The sequence below is a fragment of the Prevotella sp. MA2016 genome (assembly GCF_000619825.1).
Lineage (GTDB): Bacteria > Bacteroidota > Bacteroidia > Bacteroidales > Bacteroidaceae > Prevotella.
Genome location: NZ_JHUW01000009.1, coordinates 288,752 through 315,329, shown reverse-complemented (window position 1 = coordinate 315,329; position 26,578 = coordinate 288,752). Strand labels below are relative to the sequence as shown.

Annotated in this window: 20 protein-coding genes; 6 read left to right on the top strand and 14 right to left on the bottom strand. The window is 48.8% G+C overall.

The annotated features are described in order from the left end of the window. From T360_RS16520 to panB, 9 genes are all read right to left on the bottom strand, one after another. The coding region (locus T360_RS16520) for a helix-turn-helix domain-containing protein (RefSeq protein WP_028912218.1) at positions 1-269 on the bottom strand (269 nt) is incomplete at its 3' end. 266 nt (positions 270-535) lie between these two features. Beyond that, complete coding sequence (locus T360_RS0107415; protein ID WP_028912217.1) at positions 536-1,225, bottom strand: Abi family protein; 690 nt, start codon at positions 1,223-1,225, stop codon at positions 536-538. Positions 1,226-1,407: 182 nt separating this feature from the next. Beyond that, the gene (locus T360_RS15750) at positions 1,408-2,769 is read right to left on the bottom strand and encodes a M56 family metallopeptidase (protein ID WP_051523458.1); all 1,362 of its coding nucleotides are present in this window, start codon (positions 2,767-2,769) and stop codon (positions 1,408-1,410) included. Continuing rightward, positions 2,769-3,143 (bottom strand): BlaI/MecI/CopY family transcriptional regulator, encoded by a 375-nt coding sequence (locus tag T360_RS0107405; protein ID WP_013063443.1) that lies wholly within the window; start codon positions 3,141-3,143, stop codon positions 2,769-2,771. Before T360_RS0107405 ends, T360_RS15750 begins: the two co-directional genes overlap by 1 nt. Positions 3,144-3,242: 99 nt before the next feature. Continuing rightward, positions 3,243-4,001, bottom strand: a complete 759-nt coding sequence (locus tag T360_RS0107400; protein ID WP_028912216.1) for a type III pantothenate kinase — start codon at positions 3,999-4,001, stop codon at positions 3,243-3,245. Positions 4,002-4,005: 4 nt separating this feature from the next. Then, a complete protein-coding gene (coaBC, locus tag T360_RS0107395) occupies positions 4,006-5,196 on the bottom strand; it encodes a bifunctional phosphopantothenoylcysteine decarboxylase/phosphopantothenate--cysteine ligase CoaBC (protein WP_028912215.1) in 1,191 nt (396 codons plus the stop codon). 18 nt (positions 5,197-5,214) lie between these two features. Beyond that, entirely contained in the window at positions 5,215-5,607 is a 393-nt protein-coding gene (panD, locus tag T360_RS0107390) for an aspartate 1-decarboxylase (RefSeq protein WP_028912214.1), read from the bottom strand. Between the two features lie 7 nt (positions 5,608-5,614). Further along, positions 5,615-6,460, bottom strand: a complete 846-nt coding sequence (gene panC, locus T360_RS0107385; RefSeq protein ID WP_028902820.1) for a pantoate--beta-alanine ligase — start codon at positions 6,458-6,460, stop codon at positions 5,615-5,617. A 3-nt stretch (positions 6,461-6,463) separates the two neighbouring features. Beyond that, positions 6,464-7,288 carry a 3-methyl-2-oxobutanoate hydroxymethyltransferase gene (panB, locus tag T360_RS0107380; protein WP_028912213.1) on the bottom strand — a complete coding sequence of 275 codons (825 nt, stop codon included), beginning with the start codon at positions 7,286-7,288 and terminating at the stop codon, positions 6,464-6,466. Positions 7,289-7,437: 149 nt separating this feature from the next. Between panB and dapB the strand changes: the two genes are divergently transcribed. From dapB to T360_RS0107350, 6 genes are all read left to right on the top strand, one after another. Further along, positions 7,438-8,154 (top strand): 4-hydroxy-tetrahydrodipicolinate reductase, encoded by a 717-nt coding sequence (gene dapB / locus T360_RS0107375; RefSeq protein ID WP_028912212.1) that lies wholly within the window; start codon positions 7,438-7,440, stop codon positions 8,152-8,154. Positions 8,155-8,166: 12 nt separating this feature from the next. Further along, entirely contained in the window at positions 8,167-9,594 is a 1,428-nt protein-coding gene (gene lepB, locus T360_RS0107370) for a signal peptidase I (RefSeq protein ID WP_028912211.1), read from the top strand. A gap of 9 nt (positions 9,595-9,603) precedes the next feature. Continuing rightward, a complete protein-coding gene (locus T360_RS0107365; protein ID WP_028912210.1) occupies positions 9,604-10,209 on the top strand; it encodes a WbqC family protein in 606 nt (201 codons plus the stop codon). 20 nt (positions 10,210-10,229) lie between these two features. After that, positions 10,230-14,084 (top strand): two-component regulator propeller domain-containing protein, encoded by a 3,855-nt coding sequence (locus T360_RS0107360; RefSeq protein ID WP_028912209.1) that lies wholly within the window; start codon positions 10,230-10,232, stop codon positions 14,082-14,084. Between the two features lie 165 nt (positions 14,085-14,249). Then, positions 14,250-17,318: a SusC/RagA family TonB-linked outer membrane protein gene (locus T360_RS0107355; protein WP_369793500.1), complete on the top strand. Its 3,069-nt coding sequence runs from the start codon at positions 14,250-14,252 to the stop codon at positions 17,316-17,318. Positions 17,319-17,341: 23 nt separating this feature from the next. Further along, entirely contained in the window at positions 17,342-19,291 is a 1,950-nt protein-coding gene (locus T360_RS0107350; protein WP_051523456.1) for a RagB/SusD family nutrient uptake outer membrane protein, read from the top strand. Positions 19,292-19,397: 106 nt separating this feature from the next. Here the strand turns inward: T360_RS0107350 and T360_RS0107345 are convergent, their stop codons facing one another. From T360_RS0107345 to T360_RS0107325, 5 genes are all read right to left on the bottom strand, one after another. Continuing rightward, entirely contained in the window at positions 19,398-20,660 is a 1,263-nt protein-coding gene (locus T360_RS0107345) for a DUF2264 domain-containing protein (RefSeq protein ID WP_028912206.1), read from the bottom strand. Next, positions 20,657-21,835 carry a DUF4861 family protein gene (locus T360_RS0107340; protein ID WP_028912205.1) on the bottom strand — a complete coding sequence of 393 codons (1,179 nt, stop codon included), beginning with the start codon at positions 21,833-21,835 and terminating at the stop codon, positions 20,657-20,659. Before T360_RS0107340 ends, T360_RS0107345 begins: the two co-directional genes overlap by 4 nt. After that, positions 21,832-23,613 (bottom strand): heparinase II/III family protein, encoded by a 1,782-nt coding sequence (locus T360_RS0107335; protein ID WP_036929092.1) that lies wholly within the window; start codon positions 23,611-23,613, stop codon positions 21,832-21,834. Before T360_RS0107335 ends, T360_RS0107340 begins: the two co-directional genes overlap by 4 nt. Further along, positions 23,610-24,725, bottom strand: coding sequence for a glycoside hydrolase family 88 protein (locus T360_RS0107330; protein WP_028912203.1), 1,116 nt, complete (start codon positions 24,723-24,725; stop codon positions 23,610-23,612). Before T360_RS0107330 ends, T360_RS0107335 begins: the two co-directional genes overlap by 4 nt. A gap of 166 nt (positions 24,726-24,891) precedes the next feature. Continuing rightward, a complete protein-coding gene (locus T360_RS0107325; RefSeq protein WP_028912202.1) occupies positions 24,892-26,562 on the bottom strand; it encodes a RagB/SusD family nutrient uptake outer membrane protein in 1,671 nt (556 codons plus the stop codon). Between the last annotated feature and the right edge of the window lie 16 nt (positions 26,563-26,578).

Sequence of the window (26,578 nt, the reverse complement as noted above, 5' to 3'; positions counted from 1 at the left end):
TATTTTATCGAAGCTGCGTGCAAAGGTAAATGATTTTTCTCAATATCAAGAACTATTTGCCTCTTTATTTCCGGAGTAGAGCGAAAATAACTTCTTTTCTTGAGACCATCTATACCTAATTCTTGATATCTTTGCCATAATACTTTTAGAAATTTCTCATCAGAACCGTAATGGTTACTGATATACCTGAAACTATATCCTTCCTCTAGCATATGCATATAACGGAGATAGTCTGATAGGCTTTGCCTCTTTTGCTTTTTCTTTAACATAATACACCCCGAAAGTTTTTTGTCTAACTTTCGGGGTGCACTTCACGACGACGCGGGGCATTTTTAGTATACCCGCAACTTGGCGTTGTACTGAGTATGTTGTAAAAACGGGCAGGGTGAAATTTTGAGCAAAAAAACACCTGATAGTTTGAAAAACTTCAGGGACTACCAGGACTGAACGGTGCAAAGATAAGAATTTAATTAATACACTCCAAATATTTTGCAATTTTTCTTCTATTTTACCTAAATAATTAACATTCTGAACGTTACACACACATGATTTTGCCACATTCTTCACCAACATGATCAAGTCCGTATAACAATCGCGGTGCATCTATCCCCATCCAACCAAACAAGGTAAATATGCGGGCATAATTACGTAGAACATAGGTTGTATCAATACAAATCGGACATCCAAAACAAATTGGCTCATGGTGAGCAATTCTATTACGAACATTGTTTATATAATCCAACTCTAAGAAGATTGTAGAATTATCAAACTTGTTATTTTTTGTAGTGCGAGGTTTATTGGGAAAAATTTTCAGCAGATACCTACCTCCCAACCTATATTGTACATTATTAAACATGTATTTCCAAATGCCAAATTCCATTTTAGAAAGCAATTTAGAATGACTATAAGTATTGCTGCGCATCAAATCATCATACGCCTTTTTAATAATTTTCCTTGTACCATCAGCTCTTCCGTCAGTAGCAAAAGGACCACCTGGCATAATAAAATCTCGCAACCAGTCGTTACCCCAATGTTGTTTCATCTCCATGTCGATTCTGTTACGAAGTGCTACCTCGAAACAGCTAATCATTGTAAACATCTCTTGTGAGAGCTTAAGATTATGGCGATAGAGGGTCATTGCCCTACGTGTATCGTTATTGCAGGCCACGAGATATTTTCTCATGCGGTCGGCTGATATAATGTTTTCAAAGTCTGTATACTTCATTGTGAAAGACAAATTTTGCTGGTTATTGCTCTTCTGGTGTCAACATTTTGAGATTTCTACATAATTTCTGCGAAAAAACTTTGAGATTCCTACAAAAATGTGTAATTTTAAGCCCCTCGCTGCTGATGGAGAGAGAGAGTAACCTTCAGCGGGCGAGGGGGTAAGCATGGTAATGATTGGGGTTATTTTTTTGACGCGTTATTCTTTATACCCGATGGAATGGATACGGGCTTGGTAATCAGATTTACCACGTTGACATTGCCTTTGCGGTGGTTTTCGATTTTCTTGAGGACAGAATAATGCAATTTGGGTGCGCTATTCTCATCGAAAGGTACACCATCGAGCTGTATCTTGGTGGTCTTGCCAGCGAATAAGAATCTTTCCCAGCTAACTTCAATCCAAGAATCTTCGTCGTCTTCTATCCAGCAACCCTTTGGTACACGGATCTGATAGAAAAAAGAGTTGTTCTTATCGATGGCGATGCCATTGTCGTGTATAGCCGCGCTGATACTGATAGAGCCAGGTGCACCTGGAGTTATTGTCTTGGCTTTCTTTAACTGCTCTTGGGTAAGAATCCATACAAGCGTGTTACTTTTGTTTATAGTGTCGTTCGAGACAGCGGCGGGCGTAACAGGATTGGTAGTTTTGGGCTTAAACTCAGTCACCGTCTTTGCCGTTGCTACCAACGATACTGCTACTATGGGGGCGATATAAAGGGCTTTGAGCCATGCTCGCCTGTTTGACTTATGTTTTAACATCATGAAAATTCGTTTTTTAATGGTGCTGTTGTTGATGCCGTTGGCTAGGATACTGGCCTTTGTACCCATCGCCTTCCGCATCAGTAGTTGAATGTATTGACTCACGTCTGAGTCTGACGAGAGGACGGATGCATCGGCTTCGTACTCATGGACGGTTCGCAGGTCGCGACGCAGGAGCCATACCACAGGATTGAACCATTGCAGGGCCGTAAGCATTTCGACGAAGACGATATCCCAGCTGTGATGCAGGCGGATATGTCCACGCTCGTGGGCAAGTATCGAAGGGTTGCGCTCATCGTAGTCAATCCGGCTTAACACGATGGTACGCATCCACGAGAACGGTGCAACAGGCAGGTCGACAACTGCCAGCGTCACATCATCCTCCAACGTATGTTGCTCACTATCACTAATAATTCGGTGCAAAAGCCGATAACTGTTGGCTATAAAGAACAATCTACAAAGTACACCAATCATAAAGATGGCAAAGATAACGGCTGACTGATCAACAGGAGCCATCTGCACGCTATCTGCGGCTGTTACGGCTGACATATCCGTAATGGGCGATTGTGGGTTAGGATTAGACGTTGCTGTCGTTTGTTCTACCTCTACCGTTTCATGGAAAGTGATGACACAAAGGGGCAGAACGAGCGAGAGTGCGATGGACGATAACAGCACGATACGGTTAAGTCTGTGAAACGTTTCGCGCTCCATCAGCAGACGATAGCAGAAATAGAATACCGCTATCAATACGGCTACCTTCAGGTCGTAGGTCAGAAATTCAGTCATTACTTGCGATTCTTTATGATTTCCATAATCTCACTAACCTCATCGTCGCTCAGCTGCTCATCCTTGGCAAAGAACGAAACGAGCGAGGCGAACGAGCCACCAAAGAATGTATTCTTCACCTCTTTCATATAGGCGCGTGTGTAATCTTCCTTGCTGATGGTGGTGCTGAAAAGCTGGGCTTTTCCTATCTTTTCTGAGCTCACAAAGCCTTTCTCCTTAAGTATCTTCAGGAATGTGAGCAGCGTGGTAAGAGCAGGCTTGGGCTCAGGGAATTTCTCCATAATCTCAGCCGAATAACCCTTACTCTCTGGCAACGACCAGAGTATGTTCATCACTTGCGTTTCAGCCTTAGTCAATTGTTTCTTTTCTTTCATATTCTAAGTTTTTAGAATTACTGTTGGCAAATGTACTCTAAGTTTTTAGAACAAACAAATATTTTACTCTAAAACTTTAGAATATTAACAAGATTTAAGTTATTTGGCCTGGAAGAGGCCTTTGAAGAGGAGGTAGGGGTCGATGATGATTTGGTGGTGGCAATGCTGGGCGATGGTGCGCGACATGCCGCCAGTGGCAATGATGTGGGGCTCGCCGTTTAGGGTGGGCAGCAGTTGGTCGATAAGACCGTCGATCATGGCTGCTGTGCCGTTCACAATGCCGCTCTGCATGCACTCGAGGGTGTTGCGACCTATCAGATGCTGCGGCTTCTCGATGGTGATGGCGGGCAGCTGCGAGGCACGGGCGCTCAGGGCGTTCATCGAGGTTTTAACGCCGGGGATGATGATGCCACCGCGGAACACCCGGTTTTCGTCGATAACGCCGATAGTGGTGGCTGTGCCAAAGTCGATGACGATGGCGGGCACACCATAGCAGCAGGCAGCACCGATGGCGTCGGCCAAGCGGTCCTTACCCAACTGGGCAGGCGACTCTACATCAATTTTGATGATACTCTCAGCATCAGCAATCGAGAAGAAATGAGGCTGCAAGCCCGTCAGGTCGCTCACGGCCTGGGCCATATCGTCGTTCACCTCAGGAACAACCGACGAAATAGTGATATTCTGGATATCATCCGCTTCAACACCATACTTGCGCAGACCTTGGCGCAGTTCGTAGCGATAAAAACTGGCCGTTTCCTCCTTCTTGGTCTTGAAACGCCACGTGTGGGCAATGTTGCCCTGCGCATCAGCCAGCGCCACTACAACGGTTGAATTGCCGATATCTATGAGTATATGCATACGGTTAACAGAGGGTTTGGATATGGTCGATAATCAGGTTGGCCGTCTCTTCTTTCGAGCACAGCGGCAGCTCTTTCACCGCCTCAGGGCCAATCAGCGTCACCTTGTTGGTGTCAACAGCAAAGCCCGTGTTGCCGCCAGCTATCGAGTTGGCGCAAATCAGGTCGGCATGCTTTTTCAGCAATTTGGCGCGCGAGTTCTCAATCAGATTCTCTGTTTCCATCGAGAATCCCACCAGAGTTTGGTTGGTGGGCTTATGTTCGCCCAACCAACCTAAGATATCTTGTGTTCGTTTGAGTTCAATTGTCATTTCGCCGTCGTGCTTTTTCACCTTTTGGTCGGCATAAACGGCGGGTGTGTAGTCGGCCACAGCGCTGCACATGATGATGACATCAGCCTCGCTGCTGCGACTCGTGGTGGCCTCGAACATCTCCTTGGCACTCACCACAGGCACCACCTCTACACCCTCGAAAGGCTTGATGCCCACGGGGCCTGACACCAGCGTGACCTGAGCGCCACGCAGGCGGGCCATCTTTGCGATGGCGTAGCCCATCTTGCCCGATGAGTGGTTGGTGATATAGCGCACGGGGTCGATAGCCTCCTGAGTGGGGCCGGCAGTAATCAGATAGCGCTTGCCCTGCAGGTCCTTCTCCTTGGCCATATAACTGAGGATATGCTCCACGATCACCTCTTCCGACTGCATTTTACCCGTGCCCGTATCGCCGCAAGCCAGTCGGCCCACGATGGGGCTGATGATGTGATAGCCGTAGCCCTGCAGCTTCGTCAGATTATCCTGCAGGATAGGGTTTTCCCACATGCCGGTATTCATAGCCGGAGCGATGAGTTTAGGAGCCCGTGTGGCCAGCATGGTGGTGGTGAGCATATCGTCGCAGATGCCGTGAGCCAGTTTGCCGATGACATTAGCCGTGCAGGGAGCCACCACAAACAAGTCGCCACGCTTGGCCAGCGACACGTGTTTCACGTCGAACGAGAAATTGCGGTCGAAGGTATCCACGATGCACTTATTGTTGGTAAGCGTCTCGAACGTCATGGGCGTGATAAACTTAGTGGCGTTCTGCGTCATAATCACATGCACATCAGCATGCAGTTTAATCAGCATCGAAGCCAGATTGGCGCTCTTATAGGCAGCAATTCCGCCCGTAACGCCCAGTACAATCGTCTTTCCCTTTAACATAACCTCTCAGTTCTCAGTTCACTCTTGCTCTTTCAGCAGTCCGTGCTTCTCGTAGTTAGCCTTGCGAACCACCTTGTTGTGCTCATCCACAAACAGCACGGTAGGCTTGTGCTCTCGAGCCTCCTCTGGCGTCATCTGTGCGTAGGCCATGATAATCACTTTGTCGCCCACGTTCACACATTTGGCGGCAGCACCGTTCAGGCAGATAATGCCCGAGCCAGCCTCGCCAGCGATGGTATAGGTGGCAAAGCGGTTGCCGTTGTCGATGTCGGCAATTTCCACCTTTTCATACTCCATGATGCCACTCTCGCGCAGCAAGTCGGAGTCGATAGTGATACTGCCCACATAGTCAAGATCGGCCTGAGTCACCACGGCACGATGAATCTTTGCCTTCAGTAGTGTTATATCCATGCCAAGCTTAAATATTTACGATGAAGTTATCAATCAGTCGGGTCTTACCGATATACACAGCGATAGCCACCAGCACCTCACCTTCGATACGAGCTGTGCGCTGGATATTCTCAAAGTCCACCACCTCTACATAGTCGATGCGTGCCATAGGCTCTGTCTGCAGGTTCTGGCGGATGATGTCGATCACCTTCTGAGCATCGCGCTCACCAGCCTCGATAGCCTGCTTTCCCAGCTTCAAACTCTTAGAAAGAATCAGCGCTGCCTGGCGCTCGTCAGCATTCAGGTAGGTGTTACGGCTCGATTTGGCCAGTCCGTCGTCCTCGCGAACGATAGGGCAGGGCACAATCTCCACGGGGAAGTTCAGGTCGCGCACAAAACGCTTCACGGTAGCCAGCTGCTGGGCATCCTTCTGTCCGAAGTAAGCACGATCAGGACAAACGATGTTGAACAGTTTGCCCACCACGGTGCAAACACCACGGAAGTGAACAGGGCGCACAGCACCACAAAGCAGCTCGGTTGTCTCGGTGGTGTCGATGAATGATGTAAAGTGGCCAGGATACATCTCGGCAGGCTCGGGGTTGAAAATCAGGTTGCCACCTGCCTCTTCCACCTTCTGCATGTCGCGGTTCAAGTCGCGTGGATAAGCCTCCAGATCCTCGTTAGGACCAAACTGGATGGGGTTAACGAATACAGAAACCACCGTACGGTCGTTCTGACTGGCCGACTTGCTAATCAGGCTCTGATGACCCTCATGCAGGAATCCCATCGTAGGCACCAGTCCTACGCTCAGGCCCTCTTTACGCCAACCAGCTACAATCTCTCTTACCTCCTTTACTGTCTTTACAACTTTCATATCTCAATATAGTTTTTCTATCACCTCTTCGTTGATAGCAAATGTTTGTTCTTTAGATGGGAATTCGCGCGTCTCTACATCGTGCTTATACTGCTTAAAGGCCTCGAGCATCACGCTGTGCAGGTCGGCATACTTCTTCACGAACTTGGGTGTGAAACCATTGGTGTAGCCCAGCATGTCCTGATAAACCAGCACCTGACCGTCGCAACCATTACCACCGCCAATGCCGATAGTGAGCGCTCCGCTGCGCTCTGTCACCAACTTGGCCAGTTCGGCAGGCACGCACTCCAGCGTGATGGCAAACGCGCCAGCCTCTTCCACAGCTTTGGCATCAGCCAGCAGTTTCTGAGCCTGTTCGAGCGATTTGCCCTGAACCTTGAATCCACCCAGCGCGTTAACCGACTGAGGGGTGAGGCCGATATGAGCCACTACGGGGATGCCGGCATTCACGATGGCTCTGATGCGGTCGGCATATTCGGCACCGCCCTCAAGCTTCACGGCCTGGCAGTTTGTCTCCTTCATAATGCGGCCTGCATTGCGCACAGCATCCTCTACCGATGCCTGGTACGACATAAACGGCATGTCGATCACAACCATAGCCTGCTTGGCACCACGCACCACTGCGGCGCCATGATGAATCATATCCTCTACAGTCACAGCGAGTGTATTCTCATAACCCAGCATCACGTTGCCAAGCGAATCGCCAACCAGTATCATGTCGATTCCAGCCTCATCCATGGTGCAGGCTGTATGATAGTCGTAAGCCGTCAGCATGCTGATCGGCTGCTTTCCCTTACGTTCTAGTAAGTCAAAAATAGATTTTCTCATTTCCTGAAATAGAATTCTATACTCTCTTCGAGGGTGCAAAAGTATGACTTTATTTTAATATCAGCAAATTTTTTAGTTATTTTCTGTTGAAAATGGGTGATTGTTGGCTAAAAAGTAGTATCTTTGCGGCGTTTTAATTCGAATTAATTATGAAAATAGCTTTAATCGGCTACGGCAAGATGGGCAAGATGATCGAGCAGATAGCCCGCGACCGTGGTCATGAGATTGTAAGTATTATCGACATCGATAATCAGCAGGATTTCGATTCACCTGAGTTCGCATCGGCCGATGTGGCCATCGAGTTTACTGCCCCACAGGCTGCCTATGGCAACTACCTGAAGGCGTGGGCTAAGGGCGTGAAAGTGGTGAGTGGCTCAACCGGATGGATGACCGAGCATGGCGACGAAGTGCGCAAGGCTTGCAACGAGGAGGGTAAAACACTCTTCTGGGCATCCAACTTCTCTATCGGTGTGGCCATCTTCTCGGCTGTAAACCGTTATCTGGCCAAGATTATGAACCAGTTCCCACAGTATGATGTGGAGATGGAGGAGACACACCACGTGCACAAACTCGACCATCCCAGCGGAACTGCCATCACACTGGCCGAAGAGATTGTTGACAATATCGATCGCAAGGAGGCTTGGAAGGAAGATACTACCGACAAGAAATATCTGCGCGTGGATCATATCCGTCGTGGTGAGGTGCCTGGCATCCACACCATCCGTTATGATAGCGATGCCGACCTGATTACCATCACTCACGATGCACACAGTCGTAAGGGATTTGCCCTGGGTGCTGTGCTGGCTGCCGAGTACACCAAGGAGCATCAGGGACTGCTCACCATATCAGATATGTTTAAATTCTAAGCCTTAGCAGCAATGGTAAAGAAGCAACAATTCGACCCCAAGGTGCAGTGGGCCAAGTTTATTGGTGCGCTGGCGCTCTATCTGCTCTTCCTCTATTGGGTTGGCAGCTGGTGGGGACTGCTGGTGATACCTTTTATCTATGATGTGTATATCACCAAGAAAATCAAGTGGCAATGGTGGAAAGAGGCCGAGAAGCCCGTTAAGTTTGTGATGTCGTGGATAGACGCCCTCGTGTTCGCCCTTGTGGCTGTCTATTTCATCAACCAGTTCTTCTTCCAGAACTACGTCATCCCATCAAGCTCGCTCGAGAAATCGCTGCTCACAGGCGACTATCTCTTCGTATCAAAAGTGAGCTACGGTCCGCGCATCCCGCAGACACCACTCACCATGCCCCTTACACAGCACACCCTGCCCGTGGTAGAGTGCAAGAGCTATATCGAATGGCCACATTGGGACTACCGCCGTGTGAAAGGCCTGGGCCAGGTGCAGCTCAACGATATCGTGGTGTTCAACTATCCTGCTGGCGACACTATCTGTACAGCCCTGCAGTATCAGACCGAATACTATAATCTGTGTTACGGCTATGGCTATCCCAGCTATCCCAATCTGCCAGAGCTTGATTCCCTGTCGGCCGAAAAACGCCTGAAGGTGTTCAGCGAGATCTATGAGGCTGGTAAGAACGTTATCAAGCAGAACCGTCAGGAGTTTGGAGATATCGACACCCGTCCTACCGATCGTCGTGAGAACTACGTGAAGCGCTGCGTGGGTCTGCCCGGACAGACACTCCAGATCAAAGACCACGTGGTTTATCTGGATGGCAAGGCCAACAAGGAGCCCGACAACGTGCAGTACACTTACGACCTGAAGCTGAAGCGCCACTTCACCGAAGAGGAGTTGGAAGAGTGGAATATCACCAGCGAGGAGCTCGTTTCGCTCAACAATAATGGCTATATGCCGCTTACTGGTCGTGTGGTTGAAGCGCTGAAGAAGCGCACCGACCTGCTGGAGAGTATCGCCTTCCACTATGATACCGAAACATGGAGCCTGTATCCACAGAACGGTAACTACCATTGGACTCGCGATAACTACGGACCTATCTGGATTCCGAAGAAGGGTGCCTCTATCAATCTCACCTTTGAGAACCTGCCCATGTACGAGCGCTGTATCCGTGCCTACGAGGGTAACGACCTGCAGGTGCGCGATGGCAAAATCTATATCAACGGCGAGGCTACCAATAAGTACACCTTTAAGATGGACTACTATTGGATGATGGGCGACAATCGTCATAACTCAGCCGACTCACGCTACTGGGGATTTGTGCCCGAGGATCATATCGTGGGTAAGCCCATCTTCATCTGGTGGAGCAGCGATCCCGATCGTAGAGGATTCGCCGGCATACGCTGGAACCGTATCGGCAACATTGTTGACAATATTAAATAAGGTAGAACCATGCAGGTTTTGCTCAGTACAACCTATTTCGGCCCGGTGCAGTGGTATCAAAAACTGCATCGGGCTGACCATGTAATGATAGAACAGTGGGAGAGCTTTCAGAAGCAAACCTATCGCAACCGCTGTATGATAGCCACCACAAACGGGGTGCAGGCGCTAACCGTACCAGTAGAGCGCATCACCTCGGCACCAACAATCAAGGATATTCGCATCAGCGATCATGGCAACTGGCGACATCTGCACTGGATGGCCCTGCAGAGCGCTTATGGCGAATCGCCTTTCTTCGAGTATTATCAGGACGACATACGTCCATTTTTTGAGCAGCGATGGCAGTATCTGCTTGACTTCAATGAGGCCATACGAGAGAAAATGTGCGAACTCATCGACATCCAGCCGCAGGTGGAGCTTACTACGGATTTCGTGGCCGAGCCTGAAGCACAGACCGACCTCCGCGCAGCCATCAATCCCAAGCATCCTGTTCCAGATGATCTGTTTACTGCAAAGCCTTACTATCAGGTTTATGCCTCTAAGCACGGTTTTCTGCCCAATCTATCGGTGCTCGACCTGCTATTCAATATGGGCCCCGAAAGTATTTACTATTTGTAACACGTAATATCCCAATAACCATGTGTCGTAAACTACTACTTATTATTTTTTTATCAACTGTCACAATCCTTGCCTCTGGTCAGTCGCATTTCTACACATCTGAGAAATTGTCGAGCAACCAGATCACCCAGATTTGTCAGGATAAGGATGGCTACATCTGGATAGGCACAGAGTTTGGACTGAATAAGTATGATGGCTACCGTTTTACTAACTATCTGCATGAAAACGGTAATAGTAATTCTGTAAGCAGCAACGTCATCTCCCAGCTGTTCTCTGATGCCAACGGAACACTCTGGGTGGGCACGCAGTTGGGCTTGGATCGCTATGATCCTGCCACAAACCAGTTTGTGTCCGTTGAGATGAAGGGTGCCACCAGTGTGCCGCGTATCAACGCCATCATTCAGGAAGATGCCAATCACCTGCTCATTGGTACTGCTGGCTACGGACTCTTCAGAGTAGATACCCGTACCAACGCATCGCAGAAGGTGGAAGGCTATGCCAAAGCCGACATCAACTACTTCAGCTATATCTTTATCGATGAAAAGGGCTATTTCTGGAAGTCGGGTCATGGCAATTCCATCATCCGTCGTTCGCCTAAGGGCAAGATAGAAGAGTTTCAGTCGCCTTATGGTATGGTGACAGGCTTCGTAGGCTACGAGGGCGGCGTGCTCATCGTTTGCAACCACGGACTGCTCTACTATCGTGATGGACAGCTGATGAACGATTTCATCGATCCAGGCGAGATGCGTGGTAAAGACCTGCTGCTGCGCACAGCTAAGTGTGATAAGAAGGGCAACTTGTTTATTGGCACCATGGGTAACGGTCTGTGGTGGGTGCCTCGTGGCGAGAAACAGATGCAGCGCTACGTGTATCAGAATGCCTCTATCGACCTGAATACAGCCACCATCTGGACGCTGTTCGAGGATAATCAGGAAAACCTCTGGGTGGGATGTCAGAATCGCGGATTGCTGCTCATTCCGCAGCACCAGTCGCCTTTCCGCTCATGGAAGTTCGTTGATCAGCACATCACAACAGGTGGATCGCTCACCTCTATCTGTACGGGTGATAATGGTATGACCTGGTGTGCCGTGCAGAATAATGGTATCTTCGGCTTTGATGCGCTGGGGCGTGTGGTAGCGCATCCCGCATCGCCTGAGGGCACCTATCTGATATACCGTGATAGCTGGGGCCGATTCTGGATTGGTACTAACGCCGGACTTTATGCCTACGACCCGAATACAGGGAAATATCAGCTGAAATCTACATTCAAGAGTGGTTTCGTCAACGCTATCATCGACGATGGCAAGGGAAAACTCTTCTTCTCTGTTTACTCGCAAGGTCTCTTTATGTACAACACGCAGACTGAAGAGCTGCGCCGTTTCAGCATGTATGATAAAAACGGACCGAAGGGCCGACTGCATAATGACTGGATCAGAAAACTCATGCTCGACAGCAAGGGCCTGCTATGGATCTGTACAGCCTCAGGTGTCAACTGCTACGACCCTGTAGAAGACCATTTCCACCCGCACGGATGGGAAGTACTGCTCGACTATAATGCCGTAGAGTCGGTTTGCGAAACCCATGATCATCAGATACTGTTTGGCACCTATACAGGCTTATATGTCTATGATGCCAAAGAGAAGACTGCCAAGCCTTTCCCCGAGGCAAAGGTGCTGAGCAACAAGATTGTTGGTGGTATCATCGAGGACTTGACAGGCGACCTCTGGTTTAGTACCACGATGGGTATCTGGCAGTATAAGCACGTAGATAAGCAGTTTGTGGGCTATCTTTATGGCAACGGATTGGCTAGTCGTGAGTATGTCAGCGGCGTTGCCATGCGTACGATTGATGGCAGAGTCTGGTTCGGCTTCAGCGATGGTATCACATCCTTCAATCCATCCGACCTGCAGCTGCAGAATACCGATATCGGTAAGGTGCTGCTTACTGGCATCTATGTGGGAGGTACAGCGCGCCCAAGCACCAAGCATATAGAGCTCGATTTCATCGACAATACCTTCTCGCTTGAGTTCTCATCGCTCAACTTTGCCAATGCCGAGAATGTGATTTATGAATATCGCCTGAATGGCAATCGCGATTGGGGGCAGACGGATGCCGGTCGTAATGTGGTGTCGTTCACCCACATGCAGGCAGGATCCTATATCCTCGAAGTGAGAGCCTACGATAATGGTATCTATACCGATACCGAGGTGTATCACATCATCGTGCATGCCCCTTGGTACAAATCGTCGTGGGCATACCTATTATATATATGTATAGCATTGCTGATTATCGGCACATTGGTTTGGAGCTACGTACGCAAGCGCAGACAGGAGCTGGATGAGGAGAAGATGAAGTTCCTGATCAATGCTACTCACGACATCCGTTCGCCGCTCACACTCATCATGAGTCCGCTGCACAAGCTGCTCAGGCGTGACCTTGATGCTGAGGCGATGAATGACTTGAAGACGATAGAGCACAACGCGCAGCGCGTGCAGAATCTTGTAAACCAGATTCTTGATATCCGAAAACTCGATAGGCAGCAGATGAAGTTGCAATGCCAGGAGACGGATATGGTGCAGTATGTGGGCAACCTGCTGAAGTCTTATGAATATACAGCCAAGGAGCGTAACATCGCCTTCCGCTATGCCCCAGCGCTCGATCAGCTCAAAGTGTGGTTTGATCGTAAGGCCATCGACAAGGTGGTTGACAATCTGCTGTCGAATGCCTTTAAATATACTTTCGACAATGGTGAAATAGAAGTAAAGGTGGCTCAGGATGGTGATAAGGCCGTGCTGCAGGTTATCGACAATGGCATGGGTATTAAGGGCGACCCCCGCAAACTCTTCGATCGCTTCTATCAGGGAGCCAGTTCGCGCAGCATGCATATTGAGGGCACCGGCATCGGACTGAATCTGTGTAAGATGGTGGTTGAGATGCATCATGGTACTGTTGTGGCTGCCAATCGTACTGATGGACAGGGCAGCGTTTTTACCGTGCATCTGCCATTAGGAGCCGACCATCTGAAAAAGGAGGAGATGATGGTTGTGGAACAGACAGAGAAGCCAAACCGTCCTAAAGCCCAGACCCGCTATCGCGTGCTGATAGTTGACGACGACGAGGAGATAGGCGCATACATCTCACAGGAGTTGGGAAGCTATTATCATATTACTGCCGTTACCAGCGGTGGTGCTGCCATGCATGCCCTGCTTGGAGCCGAGCCCGACAAGCAGTTTGATGTGGTGATAAGTGATGTGATGATGCCTGTGATGGACGGCTTCACGCTGCTGCGTATGATCAAGACCAATATGAACATCAATCATATTCCAGTGGTGATGCTAACCTCTAAGGCTGCTGTGGCCAATCGTCTGGAAGGATTGGAGAAAGGTGCTGATGCCTTCCTGGCAAAACCATTCGATATGGACGAGTTGCACATGGTCATCAACAATCTGATAAGTAAGAACCTGCGCCTGAAAGGCAAATACTCAGGTTCGCAGCAACAGAAGGATAAGGTAGAGCAGAAGAAGATCAAGGGCAACGACGAGTTGCTGATGGAACGCATCATGAAGGCCGTAAACGATCATCTGGACGATAGCGACTTCAATGTAGAGATGCTCACCAACGAGATTGGTCTCAGTCGTGCCCAGCTGCATCGAAAGATGAAAGAGCTCACAGGTCTGCCCGTTAGCGAGTTCATCCGAAACATACGTCTGGAGCAAGCGATACGTCTTCTGGAGGAGCAAAAAATCAATATCACACAGGTGGCTTACTCTGTTGGCTTTAGTAATTTGGCTCACTTCTCAACCGTATTTCGCAAGCAGTTTGGCGTGTCTCCAACCGACTATATGGAGCAAAAAGGCCTTAAAAATCCAGGTTGATACAAAAATGAAATGAAACGAAACATACGTGGAAGCCACGTAAAAAGAATCTGCCTACCTTTGCGGCAGATTTTTTTTTATCAATTAATTATTAACTAACAAACCAAACGTATGAGTTTCAAAGCAAAGAAAACAGCCTTAGTTGCAGGATTGTGCTTTTTGGGCATGATTCCAGCACAGCAGGCTTCGGCAGCTACCGCAGCAGTAGCTTCCGTTCAGCAAACGAAGCAGGCCACCGGTTATGTGTCTGACTCTCAGGGTCCACTGATTGGTGCCACGGTTATGGAGAAGGGTACCAACAATGGTACAGTTACCGACTTCAACGGCTTCTTCACGCTTAATGTTAAACCAGGTGCAACTCTTGTTGTATCTTATGTAGGTTACGTTTCGCAGGAAATCAAAGCCGGCGACAACACAAAAGTAAACCTTAAGGAAGACGGCCACGTTGTTAACGAGGTGGTTGTTATCGGTTACGGTACACAGCGCCGCGAGGCTGTTACTGGTTCTGTAGCCAACATCGGTGGTGAGAAACTGAATCAGGTGGCTGCCACCAACGCCGCTCAGGCTCTGCAGGGTCGTGTAGCTGGTGTGCTCATGACACAGACTTCATCTAAGCCTGGTGCCGAGATGCAGATTCGTATTCGTGGTCAGCGCTCACTGACTGCTAGTAACGACCCTCTGATCGTGCTCGATGGAATCCCATTCATGGGTCAGCTGTCGGATATCAATCCTGCCGACATCAAGTCTATGGATATCCTGAAGGATGCCTCTGCTACCGCTATCTATGGTTCGCGTGGTGCTAACGGTGTTATCATCATCACTACTGTTAAGGGTGCTCAGGGTGCTCCTGCCAAGGTTACATATAATGGATATGTAAGCTTCAAGAAGGTATTCAAGAAGTATCCTATGATGGATGGACCTACGTTCAACAAGTTCCGTCAGTATGCTGGTAAGTATCAGAACTCACTCGATGAGAACGAGAATACCAATACCGACTGGCAGGATCTGTACTATCAGACTGGTATCAGCCACAACCACGATATCAGCGTAGCTGGTGGTACCAACGGTGGTAGCTACAGCTTCGGCGCTGGTTACTACAAGGATGAGGCTGTAGTACCTACTGAGGGCTACGACCGTATCTCTGTTCGTGGTAACTTCGACCAGAAGGTGGGTGAGTACTTCCGTTTCGGTTTGAGCACCAACAACAGCTATCGCAAGACCTCTGGTGTTAACCAGATGTATGCTGTGCTGGGTTCATCTCCTCTGTCAAGCCCATACGATGCTGATGGTAACCTGAAGCGTTACAACACACTGCCTGCAGATGATCAGATTGTTGTAACCAAGGAGACTGTAAAGCGCGATAAGAGCGTATGGTTGAGCGAGAACAAGGGTATCGGTACTTACAACACGCTGTTCGCTGAGTTGAAGTGCCCTTGGATCGAGGGTCTTACCTATCGTATTAACGTAGGTCTGAACTTCCGTTCTTCTAAGCAGGGAGGCTTCACAGGTACAGGTGTAAATAATAAGGATGCCAATGCTGTTAACAGCGGTTCTGTATATGAGAACCAGACTCGTAACTGGGCTGTTGAGAACATGCTGACTTACGATCGCACATTCGGTAAGCACAACATCAACGCTGTAGCTATGTACTCAGCTGAGCAGACCACTTATGAGCAGAGTGGTGCTTCAGCACAGGATATTCCTGCTGACTACTTCCAGTACTATGCACTCGACAAGGCTACCGGTCAGGCTAACCTCACTGGTTATGGCTACAATCAGAGCGGTCTCATCTCTTGGATGGGTCGTGTGATGTACTCTTATGATAATAAGTATATGCTCTCTGTAGCCCTCCGTTCTGACGCTTCTTCACGTCTGGCTAAGGGTCATCAGTGGCACACATATCCTGCAGTTAGTGCTGGTTGGAACATTGCTCGTGAAAACTTCATGGAGAACCTCACTTGGATCGACAACTTGAAGCTCCGTGTAGGTTATGGTGAGACTTCTAACCAGAGTATCAATCCTTACTCTACTCTTGGTGGTCTGGGTATCCGTAACTACAACTTCGGTAACGGTACTAACTACAAGGCTGGTTACTATGTAAACTCTCTGCCTAACCCAGAGCTGGGATGGGAGTACTCTAAGACTTGGAACTTCGGTGTTGACTTCTCTCTGTTCAATGGTCGTCTGTCTGGATCGTTCGAGTACTATACTCAGAAGACTAACGATATCCTGCTCGGCGTGAAGCTGCCTGATACATCTGGTGTAAGCGGTTACACTGGTAACATCGGTAACACAGAGAACAAGGGATTCGAGCTCACTCTGAATGGTATCATCATCGACAACAAGAATGGTTGGAACTGGGAGGCTGGTGTCAACATCTATGCTAACCACAACAAACTGACCAAGCTGACTGGTGCACTCGATGAGAATGGTAATCCTGTTCCTGATAAGGGTAACCGTTGGTTCGTTGGTCATCCTATCGACGTGATCTATGACTATGAGTATCAGGGTCTGTGGAACCAGAGCGATATCGTAACTGGTCCTGACGGAAAGACTAACCTCGACATCCTGGAGCCAGGTGGAAATCTGGGTATGATCAAGGTTAAGTACACTGGCGACTACGATGCTAATGGCATGCCTACACGCGCTATCGGCGATGCTGATATGCAGGTGATGGATATGGAGCCAGACCTCGTTGGAGGTTTCAACACTACTGTTGGTTACAAGAACTTCGACCTGACTGTTATCGGTGCCTTCCAGATTGGCGGTAAGCTGATTTCTGCCATCCACTCTTCAAATGGTTACCTGAACATGCTGACTGGTCGTCGTAACAACCTCGATGTTGACTACTGGACTGAGCAGAACACTGGCGCTAAGTATCCAAAACCAGGCGGTATCCAGAGCGGTGATAACCCTAAGTACGGTTCTACACTGGGTTACTTCAATGCTAGCTACCTGAAGATTCGTGCCATCACACTGGGTTACAACTTCGACAAACTGAAGGCTGTGAAGGACCTCGGCATCAGCCGTCTGCGTCTCTACGCTACTGTTCAGAACCCATTTGTTCTGTTCTCGCCATACAACAACGAGAGCGGTCTCGATCCTGAGACAAACTCTTGGTCAAACGAGAATACTGCTGTAAATTATGAGTTTGGTAGCCACAGACTGCCTATCATTGGTTACAACACACCTGCTACTCGCAACTTCCTGGTTGGTGTCAACGTTACATTCTAATGATCATTAAAGAATAAAGAATTATGAAAACTAAAAGTATAAAATATTTCCTTGCTGCTGGCTTGGTTTGCTGTGGACTTACCACAACATTCACTTCTTGCGGCGACGTGCTCGATGAGCAGCCTCGCAGCCAGTTCGACCCAACATTCTTCACTACGAAGGCGGGTATTGAGGGCGGTCTGACCTCACTGTATGCTCACTTGCGCTATTTCTATGGTAATGGTTACTATCTGAATAGCGTTGAGACTGGTACCGATGAATATACCTATGCACAGAGTGCTGATGGTAACTTTAAGGATGCCGACCTCTCTGGCGTTGGTCAGATGGTTCCTACTAACACCATCGCTGGTGGATGCTGGGGAACTGCATTCGCTAATATCAATACTGCTAGTGGTATCATCGAGAACGGTGGTGAGGCTGGTATCGACCCTGCTCTGCTGGCTGAGGCACACTTCTTCCGTGCTTTCGACTACTTCATCCTCGTTCAGTCTTACGGTGGTGTGCCCCTCGACCTGGGTGCCGGCGAGCTGAAGTTCAACACTTCTACCACTCGTACTTCTGTTCGTAACACTGTTCCTGAGGTTTATGCTGCTATCTTTGCTGACCTTGAGAAGGCTGTTGCCGACCTGCCCGAGAACCCACGTATGACAGGTACTGCTACCAAGAATCTGGCTCGTCTGTTCCTAGCTAAGGCTTATCTGACATATGGTTGGTGGTTGGAGAATCCTAATAACATTCCTACCTATCCTGAATGCAGCCGCGATGCCAGTCAGGCTAACAGCTACTTCCAGAAGGCTTACGACACAGCTATGGCTGCCATCAACAATCCTGGCCCATACGCGCTGCAGCCTACATTCTACGATGTAAACGTGGCTACCAACGATCGTAACTCTGAGATCATGCTCTATGCCGATCATGATGAGGACGAGAAGTTTGGTAACGGCGGTGCTGGCTACGGATGGGGTAGCGGTGGTTCTCCTGAGAACTTCGCTTACTGGATGGAGACCTGGAACTATACCGAGATGATTGCCAAGGCTGCTTCGGGTAACACTATCAACCCCATCCAGCGTGAGGCTGTTCAGGCACTCGGTCGTCCTTGGACTCGTATGGCACCTATCGCCGACAACTTCATGGAAGGTGGTGTTTGGGAAGATGCTGTTAAGGCTATCGACTCTCGTTACGATGCAACCTTCACACTCCGCTATCACACCAACTGGCAGAAGAGTGGTAACACTGAGCCTTATGTAATCGGTGCTAATGGCGAGAAGGTTTATCCAAATGAGGTTTACTTCAGCTGGGTTCCTGAGAGCGAGGACAGCAAGATTAACTACACTGGTGCTGATGGCAAGCTCGGATTTGGTGAGATGCCTGGTCGTGCCGACTTCGTAGTGGCTGTAAATCACATCAGTCGTAAGAAGTACCCCATCAACTGGAAGATTGGTATCTATCGTACCGACAACGAAGGTGGTCTGGGTTCAAAGGTTAACGGTGGTAGCCCACGTCCTTGGAACGTAGCTAAGTTCTCTGAGTTCTATCTGATTGGTGCTGAGGCTGCCGTTAAGTTGAACAAGCAGGCTGAGGCTAAGACACTGGTTAACGTGCTCCGCGCCCGTGCCGGTAAGCAGACTTTCTCTCAGAACGACAATAAGGTTGTTTCTGTTGATAAGAGTGCTGAGATGGTTGCTGCTACACCTGCTGTTATTGATATCGACTTTATCCTCGACGAGCGTAGCCGTGAGTACTGGGGTGAGGGATACCGTTGGTTCGACCTCGTTCGTACTCAGAAGTGGGCCGAGCGTGCCGGAACCTACCACATCGCTGGTGATGGTTACACCGATAAGGATCTGAAGGAGTATAAGCGTGATATTCCTGCTGGTTACTACATCCGTCCTATCCCACAGGGTCAGCTTGATGGTCTGATCATGTCGAAGGAGGAGAAGGATGCTTATCAGAACCCTGCTTATAGAAATTAATTAGTTCGCATAAAGAAGTTAATTAGTTAGTATCCTCTTTTATCAGCACGGGCCGCCCATTTCTAGGCGACCCGTGTTTCTTTTGTTGCTTATAGTTCTAATACTTCTACCATTTATCATGAGTGCGGATGTCATCACCCCATCGGTGGTCCTTAGGGAACGATTGTCCGTTCCAGGCTTTTACTTGTGTCCAAGGCTCTGCTGCATCGGTCCAGAAAGGATGATCGGCAGGCAAACCAAGTGGCATAAAGCTGAGGCTCGTAAGATAGAGCGAGCCATTGTTGGTGTACCAATCGGCTACCTCAGGCTGATGTCCGCAGAAACCGATAGTCAGATAGCCGGCATCGTTAAAGTTCTGCTGATAGTCGAACATGCGATGATGTACCTTGGTGAGGGCAGCGCGCACCTGTCCGTTGCTCAGTTCCTTGGGCAGTTTCTGGTACCAGGCAATCAGGGCTAATGTCTGCATAGCTGCTGTACGATAGGGGATAGAGCGACCAACTACAGGAAAAGTGCCCTCTGGCGAGATGAAACGCTCCAGGATGATAGCATGCTTCTGCGCACGCTTCAGGGCGCGATCGTAGTACTTCTGATAGTCGATGCGGGTGTTGGCCTTAGCATCTACCATAGCCTGCAGGGTTTCCAGATACATAGCGTGGAACACATAGCTACTGTAATAGTCGAAAGCAAACACAGGTCCGTCGGCATACCAACCATCACCTACATACCACTCTTCTACCTTACGACAGGTGGTGTTCACACGAAACTCGTCGTACTGTGCACCAGCCTTGGCCAGCAGGCTCTCGATGGTAGATGAGAACAGGAACCAGTTGGTGTAGGGTGGGTCGATTTTTCTTAAAGCCTGAAACTCTTTGATGTAACGCTGCTTGGTTACCTCGTCTAATGGTTGCCACAGGGTGTCCCAGGCGCGCAGAAACGATTCGGCGATATAAGCAGCATCTACTAAGTTCTGTCCAGCCTTGCCCCAGCACAGATAGTCGGGCGATGCAGGGTCAACAGCGTTCTTATAGGCTGCCAATGCCCATTCGCGTAACTGGTGGCGCTGCTGGCTCTCTGCGGTGTTGTCGTCGGGCAGAGAAAGCCAAGGAGCCACGCCTGCCATCAGGCGACCGAAGGTCTCCATATACACTACCGAGCGATCGCGATTATCAAACGATGGCGAGAACTCTGTTTTCATGTTCTTCTGTAGTTCACCTTTTGACATATTCTCCAATACGGGTTGAGCCATCTTGTAGGCCAATGAGCACCAATACTGGCGATCGGTTTGTACTACCGTTTTTGTCTTTTTGGCTTGCGTTGGTATCACCAGCATGAAGGCTAATACCAACAGGGTTGTTGTTCTTTTCATTGTACGTCTGTTATTAATGGATTCTTGATATTGTACAGATAGCTGCTGGCCAGTAGCTGCCACTCAGCCATTGTCTTCACGTCGTATTTGCTCCAGGCAGAGCCGAAGTAATAGGTATAGGGCTTACCGGCATATTGGTGCACGATACCTATAGCGTGGTTCTTGTTGCCGCTTAGCTTGGTGGTTTCATCTACGCCTTCAGGAAACAAGGTGCCTACGTATATCTGCGACTGGTTTATTTTAGGATTATCTGTTGGGTCGGCATACAGCACATAGTCTTTGCCAAGTGCTAGTTCGCCCTCACCATTCAGTACCACGCCTGTAGCCCATGCTGTAGGCTGTTTCAAATCATCGTACCAAACAGTTGTCTTGTTATAATGTGAACCTCGGTCCAGACTGATCAGTCGGTGCTCAGTTACGCCATCGCTATTGGGATGGTAGGTGAGCTCAACGGTGAAACGCAGCGGACCGTTATCTAATATCTTGTAGTTTTTAAAGCAATAAGGAAATACCAGTTCGCCATTCTTCATCAGCGCTGGAGCGCCACAGCCTAAGCTAGGACCAACGGAATACACGTCCATTCCCTCACCATGATCGTGGTGGAACGAGGTAGCTACGTAGATATCGTTGCTCTCCTTGGGGTAGCCTGCTCTTTTTAGCGAGTCTCTCTGTCCCACACCCCACAAATGCTGTTTGTAGCGTTTCTCAAGCACCAGCTCTGAGGTGCTCTTGGTCCATACATCGGTACCAAATGATTTCTCGCCACTACGCTGTAGGGCAGGGCCGTAAACGCGATAGATACCACAATCGTTTTCCCATGTCATATCATCGGCACGTTCAGGGAACAGTCTGCCATAAACATACGATTTCATCGCAGCTGGCTGACCTTTGGTGATGGTGAACACGGCCTTGCTATGAGGCAGAACCGATACATACATCAGCAACTTGCCATCATGCGATAGCTGATAAGTTTGTTCCTGGCCGAAACCATTTTTAATAACGAATGGTTCGCCAGCAGCTAGGCCTGATTTGCTATATACAGCCTGTAGGTTGAATGCTACCACTTCTTGGCGTTGGTGATCGCTAGGGTTGGTTACTGAAAGGGTTGAGTGCTGAGCACAGAGTCGAGTCGTTAATGCAGCCAACAAAGCTATAGTAAATAGTAGTCTATTCATCTGATATAATATTTAATTTGTTGCTTAGTCTTAGTCGATTTCACCGTCAGCACTACGCGGTACATCTTCGGTCCCCAAATGTTTTGCAGCAGTGGGTCAAGCAGATTGCTGATATCCTCGATAGAAGCTTCCATTTGGTTAGCGTTGTAGCTGATGTGTTTCAGCGCTTCGGGGTTGGTGGTCATCAGCATCAGACGGGTAGGGGCTTTGTAGGAGTTAAGTTCAAAATCCTCTGTAACTGTTACCCTCGATTTGGTGGCTGCAACGGTGCGCTTCCATGTTTTTACATCAGCCTCTTTTGGGTAGGCACCTGCTATGTCGAGTGTCAGCTGCCCGTTTTGATGCCTTACGATTTTGGCGCCAAACGCCTTACCATCCTGTTGGTCGGTCCCGTTAATCTGTGGCAGATTATGATAGCCCGACTGCATGGTCCATATCTCATAACGACTGTTGCTGAAGGTCCTGGCGGTATATTCGCCTACACCCGGATCTATGAACAGCGGTTCGTTATTAACATAAACCAAGAATGAACCCACGTCGTTGTGATTGTGACTCTCACCGTTGTTCCCGCCCTTAAAGGCCGTAAAATGGTCACCACGGCGCGCTGCCATAATCTGTAGGTCAGGTAACCACGTATCCTTAATCAGCGGCTCCTGAGGCTTTTCTGCTATGAAATCGCGAATATTTCGCAAGAAGAACAGCTCGCGTCCCAATGTGGGGAAGTTACCGCTCTTGTCGTAAAGTTTAGCGGGCTGGGTTAGTACCTGCTTGGTTCGTCCTAAGTAAGCACCAAATTCGCGCATGGTTTTATCGTTCAGCCAATGACCGAACGGATACACGATGTTTACTTGCTGAACAGACTTGTTCTCGTGCGCATCAGCAAAGTTCATGCAGTAGTCGTGCCCGATATAGGTTTTGTAGCAATAAGCAGCCATCGCCCCAATCTTCCTAGAGATGCTAGTATTACTAGCACTACTAGCCCTCCTAGTTAATCTAGCTAGACTAGAATCCTCAGGCAACAGCCTGAGCACCTCAAACATCGAGGCGGCAGCTCTGTCCCAATAGCCAGGGCCCTCATCGCAACCACCATCCTCGGGATAGGCATCTATAAAAGCTAAGGTGGCTTTCTCTATCTGAGCGATAGCTTCGGCCTTGCGGGTCTCGTCTTTCTCGCAAACCAGCACACAGGCCAGCCAGTTGCTACATATCCATGGGTTCCAATTCATACCTGCAGTCTTCCACCAGTAGTTGTTGGCTACTGCAGGCTTTAAGATTCGTTGCTCTATCTCTCGGTCTATGCGCTGGCAGATATCAGGCGAGAAAGCATCCAACTGTTTCTCCAGCATGTAGCGAGTCCATACAATCAAACTGGCTGTTTCTGCATTAAACAAGTCAACCTCCTGTATCTCCTGTAGAGGAATGCGTTTGCCGTAATGGGCAGGAATACCCCACCAGGTTTCCTCGCAGAAGCTGCCGATTCCATCGATGATATCGTTTATAAATCGGCCTTTTCCTTCTGCAATCTCTGCCATCACAAGTGCAGCCAGATGGCGGCGCTTTTCGAAACAGATAGCTTCGTAGTTCACGCGATTGCCAGTTATCTTGTTCTCCGCAAAAACGGTCCAGGGCAAAGCTGTCCATGCTTTGCCCTGATATTGTTCACCATAACTTACGTAACTCTGCTTCATCTCCTGCGGGATGGAGTCGCGCCAGAAGGAATCCTCAGCCTTTGGTAACAGACTTGAAAGACTGATAGCTATCGTCAACAGTATATTCATCGACTGATATAGTTTACGTATTCACATGCAGCAAGCAAGAAAGCGCCTACTCCAAAATTGGCTTGTGAGTTGGCATCAACGGTCTGACCAGGAATGGCACGCTCACCGATGGGCTGCACATATCCCACCTTACCGTCTTTTTGCAGAGCAATGGTGGTGAGGTAGTTCCAAGCTTTATCAATGGTAGGAGCAAACTCCTTTTTTGACAGGTAACCATGATTGACGCCCCACAGCAAACCATAGCAGAAGAAGGCTGTGCCGCTGGTCTCATAGCCAGGAGCCTGCTCTGGATCCATCATCGAACGGGTCCAGTGGCCTTGTGGCTGCTGCAGTTTCTTTACACCACGAGCCAGATTCACATATTTCTCTACGAAGAATGGCTGGCGTGCGTAGGTCTCAGGCATATCCTGCAAAACCTTAGCTAGTCCTGCTAAAACCCATCCGTCTCCACGTGCCCAAAAGTCCTTCTTGCCCTTGGCTGTTTTGTGTTTCGGATAGATATACTTGCCATCACGGAAGTAGAGTCCTGTCTCTTTGTCGAGCATGATACTGTCACTATAGAGGATATTCTCGTATAGTTTGCGTAGATACTTAGTATCTCCGGTCAGTTTGTACATTTTGGTCAGAGCAGGCATCACCATGTAGAGAGCATCAGCCCACCACCAATAGTCGTGCACCTTTGAGTCGGCCTCGTAACCCAAGACCTCCTTGGCGCGAGCTACTTTCTTCTTGTCGGGGGCTAGGTTGTACAAATCGATATACGTCTGGAAGCATATCTGCCAGTCGCCAAAAAGTACATAATCCTGCCCTTCGCCATAATTCTTGTACTTCCATTTTGCTGGATCAGCTTCGGTAGCCCCTTTCCATTGATTGTACTCTGCCCAGCGTATGCTATAATCAAGCATCTGCTGATCTTTTAGCAGTTTGTAAACTTCCATGTTGCCTGTGTGGTAGGCAGCATTATCCCAGAAAGATCGTACCTCTGCAGGATTGTTTGCCTGCCAATAGGTGTTCACCTGGCGTATCACGTCTTTCACCTCTCCAACCGTCCAGCGCTTTGCTTGACTGGCTGTTGCGGCAAGTAAACACATGAATAATACTAATTTTCTCATCTTTGTTTGTTTCAGTTTGGGTTGCAAAGATACGAATATCATTTTATAAATGAATGCGTATATCCGTTAATTCTTAATAAAAGGGGGCAGCCTAATGGATTTAGGCCGCCCCTCCACCTTAGAAATACTAACAAATAACTATTTAAGTATGAACAATCGATACATATTAATAGCCTGGATTCTGCTGCAGGTCAGCATCCTTGTTGAGCTGAATCTCTGACAGAGGAATAGGCAGCAGCGTGTGCTTAGATGCATCGAAACCGGTAATCTTCTTGCTGTCGGTTCCCTCGGCCCACTTATCCATGATCATCTTTACGCGCTCAGCTAGCTTACCTGTACGGCACAGTGTGTAGCGGCGATTTTCCTCGCCAACCAACTCGCGGATGCGCTCGTCGAGGATAAAGTCGAGGTTCATCTGTGCAGCTGTTACCTTACCGGCTTCTGCATTACCAGTCTCAGCACGATAAGCCTTGAATGCACGGTCGCGCAGCACATTGATATCCTCAGCAGCACCAGCTGTATTGTTCTGCATAACGCGTGCCTCGGCACGGAGCAGATATGCATCTGCCAGACGCATCAAAGGCCAGTCTTTAACAAGCGCATAACCAAAGTCATCTGTTGGATCGTAGCCACCCCACTTAGTGGTGTGTGGATACATAACATTCAACGTATCCTTAACAGTCCAATATGCTCTATCGCCAGTCTTAACGCTCAGTTGTGTAGCACCTGCTGTGCCCTCATCAACCTTGAATCCGTCCTTTACCCAAATCTTGCTGCTCCAATTGGGCTTGTTGTAATAAAGCACACGGCGGATATTGTGATTAGAGTTGCGAATATCGCCCTTCTCATAAACACCGTATTTCACATAGTTGCTCAAACGCAGACGGCCATTTCCACGACCACCAATAGAGTCTGCATTCTGCATACCATCGATTTTGTGGAATGCGGCTACCCAGTTACGGCGCTGCTGTGGGTTGTCGATGGTACCACCTGTTACGTCGCGATTATACTCCATCTGGAATACCCAGATACCCTCAGTGTTGCCCTCTGAACGGCGCTGATTGTGCCAGCGGAACATATCGCTGTAGTAGTCGCCTGCCTCACCTAGATATTTTCCATAACGCTCAGAGATGAGTTTATAGTTACCACTGCTGATGGTGGCTGTTACAGCTGCCTCAGCTTCGGCATATTTGCCCATGCGGTTGAATGCTTCACCAGCCAGAATGCGTGCACAGTCTTTGTTGATACGGTTCTGTGTCTTTGTCTTTCCAACCTCAGGAAGATTGGCAATAGCATCGTTCAAGTCGGCTGCGATCACAGCGTCAACCTCTGCTACAGCATTACGAGTGAAATCGGTGCGAGGCTCTGCCTTGCTCTCGGTGATGAGGGGTACTGGTCCCCAAAGGGTTACAAGCAGATTATAAGCATATGCACGGAAGAACTCGGCTTCGCCCTTGGCTGCAGGGTCAACACCTTCTGTGTTAATGACGATATTTGCACTATTGATAATGCTGTACAGATTCTCCCAAAGGAAGCTTACACCGCCATTGTCTGATACCAGTGAGCCATACTGAAAGAATGGAACCTCTACACCTTCTGTGTCGCCAGGAGCACCTACATCGGTACCGTCCTGCCAGATTCCAGTGAATCCCTGACGGCTAGACATACCCCAGATTGCGGCATATTTGTAATGCAGACCTATGAGCTTTGCCTCAACATCGGCAACGTCGGTGCCGTAGTTTGAGTACATCTTCTCATCCAAATAGCTGTCGCTGCAAGAAGTCAAAGTGAGTGCGCTGACAGCCAATGCTGAATATATAATGTTTTTTAGTTTCATAATTGTATCTCCTTGA

Bases quoted from the DNA above. Each gene is read 5' to 3' on its own strand.
- T360_RS15750 (WP_051523458.1), bottom strand. From the start codon at position 2,769: ATGACTGAATTTCTGACCTACGACCTGAAGGTAGCCGTATTGATAGCG.
- T360_RS0107335 (WP_036929092.1), bottom strand. From the start codon at position 23,613: ATGAATATACTGTTGACGATAGCTATCAGTCTTTCAAGTCTGTTACCA.
- T360_RS0107365 (WP_028912210.1), top strand. From the start codon at position 9,604: ATGCAGGTTTTGCTCAGTACAACCTATTTCGGCCCGGTGCAGTGGTAT.
- T360_RS0107360 (WP_028912209.1), top strand. From the start codon at position 10,230: ATGTGTCGTAAACTACTACTTATTATTTTTTTATCAACTGTCACAATC.
- panC (WP_028902820.1), bottom strand. From the start codon at position 6,460: ATGAAAGTTGTAAAGACAGTAAAGGAGGTAAGAGAGATTGTAGCTGGT.
- dapB (WP_028912212.1), top strand. From the start codon at position 7,438: ATGAAAATAGCTTTAATCGGCTACGGCAAGATGGGCAAGATGATCGAG.
- T360_RS0107330 (WP_028912203.1), bottom strand. From the start codon at position 24,725: ATGAGAAAATTAGTATTATTCATGTGTTTACTTGCCGCAACAGCCAGT.
- T360_RS0107415 (WP_028912217.1), bottom strand. From the start codon at position 1,225: ATGAAGTATACAGACTTTGAAAACATTATATCAGCCGACCGCATGAGA.
- T360_RS0107340 (WP_028912205.1), bottom strand. From the start codon at position 21,835: ATGAATAGACTACTATTTACTATAGCTTTGTTGGCTGCATTAACGACT.
- panD (WP_028912214.1), bottom strand. From the start codon at position 5,607: ATGGATATAACACTACTGAAGGCAAAGATTCATCGTGCCGTGGTGACT.
- T360_RS0107325 (WP_028912202.1), bottom strand. From the start codon at position 26,562: ATGAAACTAAAAAACATTATATATTCAGCATTGGCTGTCAGCGCACTC.
- lepB (WP_028912211.1), top strand. From the start codon at position 8,167: ATGGTAAAGAAGCAACAATTCGACCCCAAGGTGCAGTGGGCCAAGTTT.
- T360_RS0107355 (WP_369793500.1), top strand. From the start codon at position 14,250: ATGATTCCAGCACAGCAGGCTTCGGCAGCTACCGCAGCAGTAGCTTCC.
- T360_RS0107345 (WP_028912206.1), bottom strand. From the start codon at position 20,660: ATGAAAAGAACAACAACCCTGTTGGTATTAGCCTTCATGCTGGTGATA.
- coaBC (WP_028912215.1), bottom strand. From the start codon at position 5,196: ATGTTAAAGGGAAAGACGATTGTACTGGGCGTTACGGGCGGAATTGCT.
- T360_RS0107405 (WP_013063443.1), bottom strand. From the start codon at position 3,143: ATGAAAGAAAAGAAACAATTGACTAAGGCTGAAACGCAAGTGATGAAC.
- T360_RS0107400 (WP_028912216.1), bottom strand. From the start codon at position 4,001: ATGCATATACTCATAGATATCGGCAATTCAACCGTTGTAGTGGCGCTG.
- T360_RS0107350 (WP_051523456.1), top strand. From the start codon at position 17,342: ATGAAAACTAAAAGTATAAAATATTTCCTTGCTGCTGGCTTGGTTTGC.
- panB (WP_028912213.1), bottom strand. From the start codon at position 7,288: ATGAGAAAATCTATTTTTGACTTACTAGAACGTAAGGGAAAGCAGCCG.